Consider the following 12,738-nt stretch of genomic DNA (forward strand, 5'->3'; position numbering starts at 1 on the left):
TCTTCTGTTTCATATTAATCTGAATTTAAAGAAAACTCAAAAGGATTTTGTATGGACAATTAATTTTGTCAGAAAATCTTACAAAACTGTTTTCTTCTAAAAAGATATGTACTTTATTTTCAGAAAATAAAGTCATTTAAATAAGGAGAGAAATATTTATGAGAAAGAAAAAGTTATCATACATCGAATTAGTTCGTCGTAATAAAGAAGAGTTATTAAAAAATCCAGATCAGCTTGAAGTCATCGAAAAACGTTTAGAAAAAAGGCATGAAAAAGCGAAATAAAGCTTTTATATAGAAGGGGACCAGGATAATTATTCTGGTCTTTTTACTTGTAGTGAATGGGCGACCTTGTTTTATTGTTTAATTTAATATCTAGTTCTATCTCAACAGTATGGCTGGATGGATTTTGCCCATTTTTTACTATACCACCAAAGCCCATTAAAAATATCTAGTGGTTTATGAGGCGAATCGCAATGACTTTAGAATAATAATTAGTTACCCTGCTAATGGTTGTTTCTAAAAACAAGGAATAGAAGTGATTAAAATAAAAGCCGCTCAAGTAAAGTGAGCGGCTAAATTAACGTATTTATTTATTTTTATAATAGTCGAAGAAAGCTTGAAAAATCTCTAATCCTTGGAAAAATAAAAGTGTAGTTGCAGTTATTGAAAACATACTAATCATAATCATACGAACAATCATTATCATATCCTCCTTAAATTTGTGTTATATTCTTACAAATTTAAGGAATAATTAGAGATAATTAGATTGGAAGAAAATCGGCTGCTTATGTCTACTGTTTTGCATAGAAACATAAGCGAGTTGGCAGATGCCAAGTAAGAGTAAGCTGATGAGTATCAGTGAAACATGCTCGAAAACAAGAGGATGTTTTTTGAGCTCATCTTTTAATGGAGAGGTATCACTTAAATGGGAGTCGTTAAAGACTGCATGCTGATGGTCTCCCCAAGTGCTCAAACTTGAATGATCGCTAGGATAGTGGACAACTAAAAATGCACAGAACATGATAAGTAATCCAAAAGAGTATATCTTTTTGCCAGTCATCCGTACCCCACCTTTCTTTCAAGTTACTATTCATTATACCCACTTTAGCTGATTTGTAAAATAAAAGATTAAGAGAAATCATCCATTTGATTCTTCCACTTTCAATATAATTTATTAATCAAATTCGAAAAGATGACTAAAAGTAAATAGTTAAACGTATCATTTTTTATTCTTATAATTGCTCTAAAAAACAAGTGGTATTTATAGTATAACCATCAACATCAACAAGGGATTTTACAGGATATAACGATGGGGAAAGTTTTTGACATTTCAAATAATAAGGAGTATAACTAGTTTTATATTTTTATAAAGAGGTGTCATAATGGAATGTTATCAAAAAAATATTAATGGTCGAAGTATACAAATAGCTGATTACCCAGGTGAGAAAGGGACGATAATTGCTGTCCATGGGTTAACGGGTAATTATATGCAAATGCACTATTATGCAGAAAGTTTAAAAGATTATCGTATTGTAAGTATTGATGTCAGAGGTAGAGGGCAAAGTGCGGATGCAGATGAGGATACGAGCATATGGAAGCATGCTTTAGATGTTGAAGCATTGATTAAAGAGTTAAATATTGATCAACCAATTTTGATGGGGTATAGTATGGGCGCTTTTATCTGTTCTATTGTGGCCAGTAGACTTCAATCTGAAGTTCGAGGATTAATCTTGCTAGATGGTGCAGCGACATGTACACCACATCAAAAGAAGATTGTTGAACCCTCTCTTGCCCGATTGAGCAAAGCGTATGAAAGTGAACAAGCATACTTAGATGAGATTAAACAAATTTATCAAAACTTAGGTGTGCCTTGGGATGAGCATATGCAAAACGTTGGCTTATATGAGATTCATCAAATCGGTCAAAAGTGGAGAAATCATGCAAGTGAAGGAAAGATTAAAACCGATTTTGACAGTTTCTATACATTTGATCCTAAAGAAATATTTAAAGAAGTGAATTGCCCAGTCTTTCTTGTTCATGCAGAGGGTGGAATTGGTGCAATGGACCCGTTATTTCATGCAGAAGATTATATTGATACAATGGTATATGCTAAGCAAATAGAGAAAATAACGACGCCATGCAATCACTATACATTAGTGTTTACTTCAAGACCAGAAATTTACAATAGCATAAAAGCTTTTTTAAGAAATATTGATGCGACTAGTTGAAATTTTTCAAAAGTGGTGTAAAATAAAAACAAACAGAATGAAAGCCTATTCATTAGCCGTTAGAAAACGAACTTTTTTAATTAAGCTATTGGACATACTGGCTACTTTAAACTCTTCAGACTCTTACCCTTTTTGTAGGCGTCTCGTTTAAAGTAGCCTTTTTGCGTATAAATAAACATTTATAAAAAGGTGGGATATTAATATGAGTAGTAAGGGATTGGACTATTTTAAAAAAGTATATGATCAAGTTCCTGGATGGGTACAACAGATGCATGATTATAGTCCAAACATGCTCGATCAGTATACAAGTCTCCGTGGGGACATTATGAAACCGGGGGCTTTGTCTGTAAAAGAAAAAGATATATTACTTGTCGGTATGAATGCGGCGAGATTATATGAAAGGAGTATGGTCTACCATACGAAGGGTGCTATAAATGGTGGAGCTTCGTTACCGGAATTAGCAGAATATTTATTAGTTAGTTATTTATATAATGGACAACAAGCTCTTCTAACTGGTTTAAAGTCCATGCAATATGCTTGTGAGTTAGTCGGTGACGAGACATTAGACCGAATAAATATAGATACTGTTGAAGAAATATTGTGTCAATATATACAAATGATCGGTAGTGAGAATGCTGCGTTTATTGAGAACGTGCTACAAACGAAAAAAGATGGAGGAGATATGGAAGAGGTCATTCTCCGAGATGGTCATGTTTCTCGTAAGAACAAGCTTTTATTAATGAGCGGTATTTATATTACTGTTCTCAATGGTAAGATAGCGGGAACGTGGATGGAAAAAGCGAGACGAAGTGGGGCAGAAGAGCCCGAGTTAGCTGAAACAGGTGCCATTTGTTTATTGACAGCCGGTATTCCAGCTTGGTTCGAAGCAAGCGACTCTTTAAGAATGGGGCATGAGCAATGAAAATTTTTTCTACGGCAAAAGAAGCAATTGAAAAATTGGAAAGCAATCAAACAATCATGGTTGGCGGCTTTGGCTTGATTGGTGCACCGCTGACATTAATTGATGAACTTACACAAAAAGACGTCTCAGGATTAACAATCATTTCTAACAATCTCGGTGAAAAGGGAAAAGGCTTAGGTATACTCGTTAATCAAAAGAAAGTAAAAAAAGGAATTGGCTCTTATTTCACGAGTAATCGAGATGTGGGAGATGCCTATCAAAGAGGTGAGTTAGAGCTAGAGCTTCTTCCACAAGGAACTTTGGCAGAATCGATTCGTGCAGGTGGTGCAGGTATTGGTGGCTATTACACGAAAACCGGTGTAGGCACTGAACTTTCCGTAGGAAAAGAAGAAAAAGAGATCAATGGTGTGAAATATATTTTTGAACCCGCATTAAAAGCAAATGTAGCATTAGTTCGTGCGTGGAAAGCTGATACATTAGGGAATCTTGTTTATTACAAAACAGCTAGAAACTTTAATCCGATGATGGCGACAGCTGCTGATTATGTGATTGCCGAAGTGGACGAAATTGTGCAACCTGGTGAACTATCTCCAGAAGAAATCATTACACCCCATCTATTTGTAAATGGGATCGTGAAAGCAACGAAGATTTTAACGAAAGATGGGGTGAAGAGTGTTGGATAAAAATGAAATGCAAAATTTAATTGCTAAACGTGCTGCTCAAGAACTAAAAAGTGGCTCAGTTGTCAATTTGGGGATTGGTATTCCGACTCTTGTTGCCAATCATATTGCAGATGGTGATATATTTTTCCATACAGAAAATGGCTTATTAGGGGTAACGGATGTTAACGAGGCTGATATTGATCCAAATATAGTGAATGCTGGTAAGTTACCTGTAGGTGAAGCAATTGGAGCTTCATATTTTAATAGTGCGGAGTCCTTTGCTATGATTCGAGGACAACATGTAGATGTGGCGATATTAGGTGTATTACAGGTAGATGCCAAAGGGTTAATTGCCAATTGGGCAGTTCCAGGAAAAAATATTATGGGTGTTGGGGGTGCAATGGATTTACTTACAGGGGCAAAGAAAATTATTGTGACCATGTCTCATACATCCAAAGATGGTACGAGCAAAATTTTAAAAGAATGTACTTATCCAATAACATCCACAAGAAGTGTCAATTTAATTATTACCGAGCTCGCTGTTTTTGAGGTGAGAAATGGAGAATTATACTGTATAGAAATAATGCCAAATAGCACTATTGAAGAAATAAGAGAAAAGACGGAAGCTCCTTTTAATGAAGATTGCCATAATAACGGGGGGCAAACGCGATGAAAGATGTAGTGATTGTAGAAGCGAAGAGGACAGCGATTGGGAAACTAGGTGGTAGTTTAGGTAATGAAACGGTCGATTTCTTAGCTAGCCATGTACTTAAAGGGTTAATGGAAAAGATGAAGGTACCTAAAAATGAAATCGATGAAATTATTATCGGACAAGCAAAACAAAGTGCAGATGCCTCTAATTTAGCCAGGCTAGCTACATTAAGAGCAGGTTTTCCTGAAAGTATACCAAGTTATACTTTACATCGCCAATGTGGCTCAGGAGTACAATCCGTTCACTCAGCTGCCCAACAAATCATGAGTGGATTCGCCGATGTTGTTATTGCAGGTGGAGCGGAATCTATGAGCACAGCACCATATTATATGCGGAATATTCGCTTCGGCCTTAAGTCAGGAAATGGGCTTTTACTTGATCCTAATACGGAAAGTCAGCCTGGTTCACAACCTGTGGAAGAATATGGGCAATTAACGATGGGGATGACCGCTGAAAACTTAGCAGAAAAGTATCGAATTTCAAGAATGGAACAAGATGAATTTGCGCTAAGAAGCCAAGAAAATGCAAGATCAGCTATTACTGCTGGCTTTTTTGAAAAGGAGATTCTTCCTTACACTGTGAATGAAAGAAAAAAATCGTCAACTTTTATGGTGGATGAGCACCCCCGTGTAACGACAATAGAAAAACTCTCACAGCTGAAGCCAGTATTCAAACAAGGAGGGACAGTCACTGCAGGTAATAGCAGTGGTAGAAATGACGGTGCAGCTGCATTACTCTTGATGTCAAGGGAGAAAGCAGATGAGTTCTCAATTCAACCGAAAGTGAAAATCATTGCTCAAGCAGCTGCTGGTGTTGACCCTAGATATATGGGGATAGGCCCTGTACCTGCCACACAAAAGGCGTTAAAACAAGTTCAATTAACAATAGAGGATATGGATATTATTGAGTTAAATGAAGCTTTTTCAGCTCAAGCTCTAGCTGTTATAAAAGAGCTTGGATTATCCATAGAAAAAGTAAACCTGAACGGAGGGGCCATTGCTATGGGGCATCCAATTGGAGCAACTGGATCAATTCTTTTAACAAAGGCTATCCATGAACTTGAAAGAACAGGAAAGAAATATGCTCTTGTTACACTTTGTATCGCCGGTGGACTCGGTATATCCACCATTATTGAAAATTTACAAATTTAACGAATGGACATCGATTGACGGTGTCCTTTTTATTTTGAAATAGTCATTTATACCTGAAAGATGAAACTTTTTTTCGCACAAACCGTATATATAGAAAGGTTCGTACCAAGAAAGTAACTTCATATTTTGAATTAATATAGGTCAGGACTTGCCTTTTGAAAAGTGAAACATTACCTCATTTGTTGTTTAAGGGTAAAGGAAATGCTGTTTTGAACATAGAATATAGTAAATAAGATCGATTTGTTAGAGGAGGGATAGGCAGAATGATTATTGGATTAGTATCAGTCATAATGATTTTTGGTATACCGATCGTTGCGATTATTACTAGTCATTTAAGTTCTCAAACCGAATTAAAGGCGAAAATAATTGAAGATCAAATAAAATTAGAAGAATTAAAACATCAAAATTATTTATTAGAAACGGATAAAATGAGAAGAGAATTAGAAGAACAGCTCAAACTCGATGATAAAAAGTTAGTATAAGTGAAAACAAAGAGCCGTTCATTAATCAATAAGCGGCTCTTTGTTTGTCATGATAGGATCATCCATTTTTTTTACCTCGAGATAATGTATTTGGTGACCATCAATTTCGGTTACAGTAAACAAGTATCCATCCAACTCTAATTGACTACCAAGTTTCGCATCAAAATTTAATGTGAGGAACCATCCTCCAATTGTATCGATCTCATCATCTGGCAAGTCAAGGTCTAACAAATGGTTAACATCTTCAATTAATACTTTAGAATCAAGAATATAATGGCCTTCCTTTATCTTACGAATTTCAGGAATTTCATCTTCGTCAAATTCATCACGAATTTCACCTACAATTTCTTCAACAATATCTTCAACGGTTACTAATCCAGACGTTCCACCATACTCATCCATTAAGATTGCGAGGTGTATACGATCTTTTTGCATTTTTATTAATAAGTCGTTAATTGGAATGGTTTCAATAACACGCAACACAGGATTAATGAAATCATGTATAGAAAGCTTCTTTGTTTGTTCAGGCTGAAGGTTTGCGGTAAGAAACTCTTTAACATTAACAAAACCGACAATATTATCTTTATTACCATCGACAACTGGATAACGAGTGTAACGTTCTTGTTTAATAATATTTCTAAGGTTTTCAAAGGAATCATCGATAGAAAAAGTAATAATTTCTGTTCGTGGTACCATGATTTCTTTCGCTACTCTTTCGTCGAATTCAAATATATTATTCATGTACTTTAATTCGTTTTTGTTGATTTCACCACTCTTATAACTTTCAGACATTAAAATTCGTAACTCTTCTTCCGAGTGTGCTGCTTCGCTCTCAGATGCAGGTTTGAAACCGAAAAGCGCTACAATTAGACGGGCTGATCCATTTAACACCCAAATAAAAGGATAGGTAATGCGATAAAACCAAATAATAGGTTTAGCAAAACCAAGGGTAATGGCTTCTGCCTTATGAATAGCGATCGTTTTTGGGGCCAATTCACCAAGGACCACATGTAAATAAGTCACAATCGCAAATGATACACCAAACGAAATCACATGTGTAAGAGAGGCATTAAGATTTAAATTATTAAATAATGGCTGTAATAACTTGAGTACTGTGGGTTCACCTAACCACCCCAATCCAAGTGCTGTTACAGTGATTCCAAGCTGACATGCGGATAGATATTCATCTAAATGGGTGACTACTTTTTTTGCTGAAACAGCTTTACTATTCCCTTCCGCTATCAATTGATCAATCTTAGACATTCGAACCTTAACTATTGCAAATTCCGTCGACACGAAAAAAGCAGTTAAAGCAATAAGTATAACAAGTAATATTAAATTTAACGTTACCGTCAAAATGTAATCGTCTTACTTTTGGTAAGACTTTCACCTCCTATTTTTTTGCTTCATGAATGTAAGTCTCAGGAAGTGACGAGAATTCATGTCTTACCATTACATTGTCCAACTTTCCTATAAGCAATGCCTTTTTTTGTTTATTTTAAGAGTAAAAGCAATGTTTGAATAAGGGACATACTTTCGGAAGAGACATTTTTCTTAATATACTCCTGACTTGTTACATCAGTCTTGTTTAAATGGGCAAGCACTTCTGAAACATCATCCTTTAACCCATTAATCTTAATTCTTAATTCACGTACATCAATTTCTTCTGCTTCGTGAACATCTTTTTCATCCAACTTTTTCTTAATATCCACTAATGACATACCCTCTGATTTCCATTTTTCAATTAAATGTAATCTTTCTATGGCTGATCCGTCATAATAGCGATAATTTGAAGGAGAACGTTCTGCTTCAAGTAACCCAAGGTTTGTATAATGGTCAATGGTTCTTTTAGTTAAATTTACTCTTTCTGCTAATTCACCGATTTTTAGTTTCTCGTTCCCAATATGATACCTCCAAACTATAACGTTATGGTTAAATTATACTCCTGTCCAGTTTAGTTGACAATAGTTTCGACTTACAAAATAAATCCACTCGTTTTTCAATTGACAGATGACACGTTGTCATTTAAAATTAAAATTAATTATGACACACTGTCATTTTCGGGAGGGGAAATATTGAATACGCCATTAAACCAAATCGTTAAGAAACTTCGTTTGCAAGGTATAAAGGTTTCTATATGTAAAAAGCCACAAGGTTTAAGGAATATGCACAACTGATTTTGGTAACATCGGCATGTATTTACCGGCAGTATTCCCATTAGGTGAGGGGAAACTATAGATAGGGGAAAACCCTATTTGTGATTAAATAAAATAGAAAGGATGGCATTCACATGAATATGAATCCTTTTACTGATATGCCTGTATTTGTTAAGAAAGAAATTGAATTATTAAATGAACGTTTAGCGCCAGCGATGAGAGTTGCTTCTCGATTTTCGTTATTTTCATTTCCGCTTGTTGTTTTCTCAATCATGAATATCATCATTGTTCTTTTCACCATGCCCATGGATGAAAACACTTGGATTACTTTGCTCATCTACTCCATTTTAGGTGCTGTAGGTATGGCTTTATCTAAGGAATCGAAAATCCGCAGAAAAGCAATTGAGAAAACAAGCGTTGATTATATGATCCAACGTATTAATGACAGCAAAATAGCAACTGAACAAATGAAAAAAAGATATATCATAATAATTAATGAGAAGCCTGTTATGGCGCTTGCACAATTCATGGAATTTCTGCGTGAAGAACAGCGCCGTTCCTCGTTTTAGATTGATTCCTTTAGGGAGGGGAGTATAATGCCAAAAATCACTTTTTATAATTTATCAATTGAAAAACGCGAAAAGCTTATCAATGCTGTAAAGCAAGAGTTTTCTCGTGTTCCACTATCGCAAGCATCCATTAGTAATATTGTAAAATCTGCCCGTATTCCAAGGGGGAGTTTTTATCAATATTTTGAAGATAAGGAAGATGCTTTTTTTTACTTGCTAGAAGAGAGAGTAAAAAGGAATCAAAGTGAAGTTTACTTTTTATTGAATAAGCACAATGGGGATATTTTTGAAATGATGATTGCTTTTTTCGAAAAGGTGATTACTGAACAAGATGAGAATCGGAACTTTCTCAAAAATTTATTTTTAAATATGACATATGAAGTGGAACATGAATTTGGTCGAAGTTTCAATGGATATGAAACGAATCAGCAGTTTATCCAATTCGAATCAAAGGTAAATAAAGAAATATTGCATATCTCAAATCAGGAAGAGTTTAAGTATTTAATGAAAATACTTACATCTGTTTTACTAAGGAGTATTATCGAAACATTTTCTAAGGATGAATCAAAGGAAGAAGCACTAAGAAATTTTAAGTTAGAAATCACTCTCTTAAAACGGGGACTTAAGAAATAATCATGAAATGAGAAGTAGTTGGAATGAAAAATTTATTCTTTCGTTTCAACTCTTTTTTTGCTGAATTGCTATTGAATGATCGCATCTATGTGATTTTTTCACAAAATTCCAAAAATATACATAGTGGTGCTATAATAAGAATAGCAATAGTCAATTTAGCCATTATTCCCCGTAGAAGGGGGGTGTTGCTTTGTCAGTTTTTGAGGCATTGGTGTTTGCTTGTACATTTACAAGTTTAATAATGGCTGTGCTACAATTCAAAAACGATGATAAAAAATAATCCACCTCATGTATAGGTGGATGGTGTCAATTGTTCATTGGCTAATGCTATTGCGAGATCGGACGGTGTTGCCGCACCACCGATCTTTTCTAATATATGCCTTTATCTAGTCCTATTATACAATAGAATGATTTTTTGGAACAAGCTTTGAGTAAAAACTTACGTTTGTTTATTTTATGAACAATACCATTCTTGCCTTTGCCTTTTTCTTAACCTCATTTCCTGTTACAATTATAGATAAAATACGTTTAAGGAAATTTCCTTCCTTTTAGTGGGTATTGAACATGAAAATTAGATTATTCTCAAGAAAAGATAGTACACAAATCCAATCTGTTGCTAGGGAGAGTTGGCGTTACGCATATGAAGGCTTAATTCCCGAGCGAACACAGGTTGATTTTTTATTATCTGTATATACTGAAGACGCTTTAATGAGAAGTTTATCTACTTCGGTTTTATTGGTTGCTGAAGAAGAAGGAGAAGTTATTGGTTTCGTTCATTTTTCATTAATAAATATTAAGAAAGAAATAGAATTAGGTGCTTTATATATATTGCCGAGTTTTCACCGCCGAGGTATTGGTACAGCCCTACTAAAAGCGATGTTTGAATATTTTTATGATGTCAATAAAATTACGGTTTCTGTTGTGATGCGAAATGATTCTGCTTTGGATTTTTATCATTCAAAAGGATTTAAACAAGTAGGAAAAATGAATGATTCCATTTTCGGATTTAGTATTCCAACCATTGTAATGGAATGGAGAAGTAACACAAGTCCAAATGTGTAGGGGGAAGTTATGTATACCGTATTCTCAACTTTTGATGTAAATGAAAGTAAAGCAGATGAAGTGATTGAAATATATAAGAATCGTTCACGTTTAGTCGATAAAGCAGATGGGTTCGTCGACTTTATGTTGCTTCAGAATGATAAACGTAAAGGAGAATTGACAGTACAATTAATTTTTGAAACAAAGGAAGATTATTTACGCTGGGTAAGAAGTAAAGATTTTCAACGAATTCATGATCTTGAAAAGAAATATCCAGATAAAGAATTAGCAGCAGTCATTCCAAAAGTGTCGCAATATAAGGTTGTGGTAAAGTGAGTAAATATGAAATAATCGCAGAAGAAGTAACAAAAAGGATATTTCGAGAAGACCCTACATTAATTGAACGATATGGTGAACGTGGGAGAAATCAAACATTTATTGATAATATGCATCACTTAGATTATTTAAAGACGGCAATGGAATTAAATACGTCAAAGATTTTCACTGACTATGCCCTTTGGTTAAGAGGTATCTTAATTAAATATGGTATGACGACGCAAACCTTGATTGATAATTTTCTTTTTTTAGAAGAGGAATTAGAGAAATGTACGGTGGTAGAAAGTGAAATTAGTTCTGCATATATTGGTTTGTTAGGAGAGGCTGTGTCTATTTTAAGAGATGTTCAAGGAGGCGAGGCACAGTGACGAGAGGAGAAGATCTAGCAGAAATCCTTTTATCTGGAGCTGTTGCTGATGCTTGGGAATATATTGAGCGATTCGATTATTTGACTAATGTAGAAATTTATCAAGATATTATTACACCAGCTATGGTTAATATTGGTCTTAAATGGGAAAATTTTGAGATAACAGTTGCAGATGAACATTTGGCATCTGGAGTTTGCGATTTCATTCTTTCAAGATTAGCTGCAAAGCACAAGTTTAAACCTGTTAAGGATGCACCGACCGCCATGTTTCTTTGTTTATCAGGAGAGCAGCATTATTTGGGATTAAAGATGGTAGCCAGTATATTTGCAGAGAATGGATGGAGAACCAAGTTTTTAGGAGCAAATTTACCTGTACAATATGCATTGCAGGCTGCGAAGGATTGGAAACCAGATGTAATTGGCTTATCAGTTTCGATTGCTACCCATTTACCGGCACTTACGGAATATATGGAAGCTTTTTCTTATTTACCAAAGAAACCTAGGATTTTATTAGGTGGAAGATTGACAAATTTATATGATTTAGCTTCTTTTACCGCTATTAAGCCGGAAATTATTTCAAACTTATATGCTGTAGATAAATGGATCACTGCTTTTAATACGGAGGGGAGGAAAAATGCGATTAATTGATCTACATTTGCCGATACCGTATATACTAGCTAATAAGAATGGTGAAATCATTAGCTATACATCTAAAGCGGATGAAGTCTTTGATTTATCAGAAGGTATGATTAAAAGTATAGTTGATGAAGGGAGTATCTCTAAGTTTGAAAGGGTAGCTGCCATACCAGAAAAGAGTATGAGATTTGAAGCTAATTTAAAAACAAGAAGTATACCGATAGCACTATTTGATATTCATATCAGTTGGGATTTTCAAGGTAATGCGTCCATGCAATTTTTATTCAAAGATGATGATAATGAACCATTAATGGAGAAATTACAGGCCCTACAAAACAGATTAGCAAAGACAGATTTTGAGCTTTATGAGCAGAAGGAAACATTAGAAAAAACATTGCAAAGGTTGGATGAATTATCAGGTCCTTTTATCTCTTTAACAAAAGAGATCTGTTATATTCCTTTGTTTGGCGATATGACGGGCGATAAATTTACAACGATTATGGAGCAAACGCTTGCCCGTCTGTCAGATCATGATTACAGGTGGATACTGATTGATTTAACAGCGGTTGCTAAAGTATATAAAGAGGGAACGAGCGGCTTAGAGCTTTTAATCAAGAGCATTCTTCTAATGACAGGAGGAGAAGTGAGACTCATTGGTATAAATCCGAGTCTAGCAAAAGCACTTCAGCCTTATCAATTAAGAAATGTTGTTCATACGGAACAATCGTTACAAAGTTTTCTTCAATCAGTGATAAATGATCATGCTATATGAACATTTATTAAACTGAGAGCCTACTTGGATAATGTATATGTTTGTACATGTGTTTATAGGTTGGCTTTG

Annotated in this window: 17 protein-coding genes and 1 pseudogene; 14 read left to right on the plus strand and 4 right to left on the minus strand. The window is 34.9% G+C overall.

What is annotated here, in order from left to right:
- Positions 1–158 precede the first annotated feature (158 nt).
- On the plus strand, positions 159–284 hold the full coding sequence (locus MHI57_RS20885) for an FbpB family small basic protein (RefSeq protein ID WP_095370308.1): 126 nt from the start codon (positions 159–161) through the stop codon (positions 282–284).
- A gap of 469 nt (positions 285–753) precedes the next feature.
- On the opposite strand, the gene MHI57_RS20890 is transcribed toward MHI57_RS20885, so the two are convergent.
- Positions 754–1,062: a hypothetical protein gene (locus MHI57_RS20890; protein WP_095370307.1), complete on the minus strand. Its 309-nt coding sequence runs from the start codon at positions 1,060–1,062 to the stop codon at positions 754–756.
- Between the two features lie 322 nt (positions 1,063–1,384).
- On the opposite strand from MHI57_RS20890, the gene MHI57_RS20895 reads away from it, so the two are divergent.
- The 6 genes from MHI57_RS20895 to MHI57_RS20920 all read left to right on the plus strand — a co-directional run bounded on the left by MHI57_RS20895 (position 1,385) and on the right by MHI57_RS20920 (position 6,159).
- Positions 1,385–2,230, plus strand: a complete 846-nt coding sequence (locus tag MHI57_RS20895) for an alpha/beta fold hydrolase (protein ID WP_095370306.1) — start codon at positions 1,385–1,387, stop codon at positions 2,228–2,230.
- Positions 2,231–2,432: 202 nt separating this feature from the next.
- On the plus strand, positions 2,433–3,152 hold the full coding sequence (locus MHI57_RS20900; protein WP_340978126.1) for a carboxymuconolactone decarboxylase family protein: 720 nt from the start codon (positions 2,433–2,435) through the stop codon (positions 3,150–3,152).
- Complete coding sequence (locus MHI57_RS20905) at positions 3,149–3,835, plus strand: CoA transferase subunit A (RefSeq protein WP_095370304.1); 687 nt, start codon at positions 3,149–3,151, stop codon at positions 3,833–3,835. Before MHI57_RS20900 ends, MHI57_RS20905 begins: the two co-directional genes overlap by 4 nt.
- Before the next feature lie 7 nt (positions 3,836–3,842).
- Positions 3,843–4,487, plus strand: coding sequence for a 3-oxoacid CoA-transferase subunit B (locus tag MHI57_RS20910; protein WP_095373519.1), 645 nt, complete (start codon positions 3,843–3,845; stop codon positions 4,485–4,487).
- Positions 4,484–5,677, plus strand: a complete 1,194-nt coding sequence (locus tag MHI57_RS20915) for a thiolase family protein (protein WP_340978127.1) — start codon at positions 4,484–4,486, stop codon at positions 5,675–5,677. Before MHI57_RS20910 ends, MHI57_RS20915 begins: the two co-directional genes overlap by 4 nt.
- A gap of 263 nt (positions 5,678–5,940) precedes the next feature.
- Positions 5,941–6,159, plus strand: coding sequence for a hypothetical protein (locus MHI57_RS20920; protein WP_095370302.1), 219 nt, complete (start codon positions 5,941–5,943; stop codon positions 6,157–6,159).
- A gap of 21 nt (positions 6,160–6,180) precedes the next feature.
- Here the strand turns inward: MHI57_RS20920 and MHI57_RS20925 are convergent, their stop codons facing one another.
- The 3 genes and pseudogenes from MHI57_RS20925 to MHI57_RS20935 all read right to left on the minus strand — a co-directional run.
- Positions 6,181–7,518: a hemolysin family protein gene (locus MHI57_RS20925; RefSeq protein WP_095370301.1), complete on the minus strand. Its 1,338-nt coding sequence runs from the start codon at positions 7,516–7,518 to the stop codon at positions 6,181–6,183.
- A gap of 134 nt (positions 7,519–7,652) precedes the next feature.
- On the minus strand, positions 7,653–7,871 hold the full coding sequence (locus MHI57_RS20930) for a hypothetical protein (protein WP_233435301.1): 219 nt from the start codon (positions 7,869–7,871) through the stop codon (positions 7,653–7,655).
- A 33-nt stretch (positions 7,872–7,904) separates the two neighbouring features.
- Positions 7,905–8,081 (minus strand): annotated as a pseudogene (locus tag MHI57_RS20935) (MerR family DNA-binding transcriptional regulator); the annotation flags it as partial.
- Between the two features lie 368 nt (positions 8,082–8,449).
- On the opposite strand from MHI57_RS20935, the gene MHI57_RS20940 reads away from it, so the two are divergent.
- The 7 genes from MHI57_RS20940 (at position 8,450) to MHI57_RS20970 (ending at position 12,669) form a co-directional block, all read left to right on the plus strand.
- The gene (locus MHI57_RS20940) at positions 8,450–8,884 is read left to right on the plus strand and encodes a DUF5392 family protein (RefSeq protein ID WP_095370299.1); all 435 of its coding nucleotides are present in this window, start codon (positions 8,450–8,452) and stop codon (positions 8,882–8,884) included.
- Between the two features lie 27 nt (positions 8,885–8,911).
- Positions 8,912–9,517, plus strand: coding sequence for a TetR/AcrR family transcriptional regulator (locus MHI57_RS20945; RefSeq protein ID WP_340978128.1), 606 nt, complete (start codon positions 8,912–8,914; stop codon positions 9,515–9,517).
- Between the two features lie 564 nt (positions 9,518–10,081).
- Positions 10,082–10,579 (plus strand): GNAT family N-acetyltransferase, encoded by a 498-nt coding sequence (locus MHI57_RS20950; RefSeq protein ID WP_095370297.1) that lies wholly within the window; start codon positions 10,082–10,084, stop codon positions 10,577–10,579.
- A gap of 9 nt (positions 10,580–10,588) precedes the next feature.
- Positions 10,589–10,894, plus strand: coding sequence for an antibiotic biosynthesis monooxygenase family protein (locus MHI57_RS20955; RefSeq protein ID WP_095370296.1), 306 nt, complete (start codon positions 10,589–10,591; stop codon positions 10,892–10,894).
- Positions 10,891–11,262, plus strand: coding sequence for a hypothetical protein (locus MHI57_RS20960; protein ID WP_095370295.1), 372 nt, complete (start codon positions 10,891–10,893; stop codon positions 11,260–11,262). The genes MHI57_RS20955 and MHI57_RS20960 overlap by 4 nt, the downstream gene beginning before the upstream one ends.
- Complete coding sequence (locus MHI57_RS20965) at positions 11,259–11,909, plus strand: cobalamin B12-binding domain-containing protein (protein WP_095370294.1); 651 nt, start codon at positions 11,259–11,261, stop codon at positions 11,907–11,909. Before MHI57_RS20960 ends, MHI57_RS20965 begins: the two co-directional genes overlap by 4 nt.
- A complete protein-coding gene (locus MHI57_RS20970) occupies positions 11,896–12,669 on the plus strand; it encodes an STAS domain-containing protein (RefSeq protein ID WP_095370293.1) in 774 nt (257 codons plus the stop codon). Before MHI57_RS20965 ends, MHI57_RS20970 begins: the two co-directional genes overlap by 14 nt.
- Positions 12,670–12,738 lie beyond the last annotated feature (69 nt).

Origin of the sequence: Cytobacillus sp. FSL K6-0129, from assembly GCF_038007625.1 — a bacterium.
Lineage (GTDB): Bacteria > Bacillota > Bacilli > Bacillales > Cytobacillaceae > Cytobacillus > Cytobacillus kochii.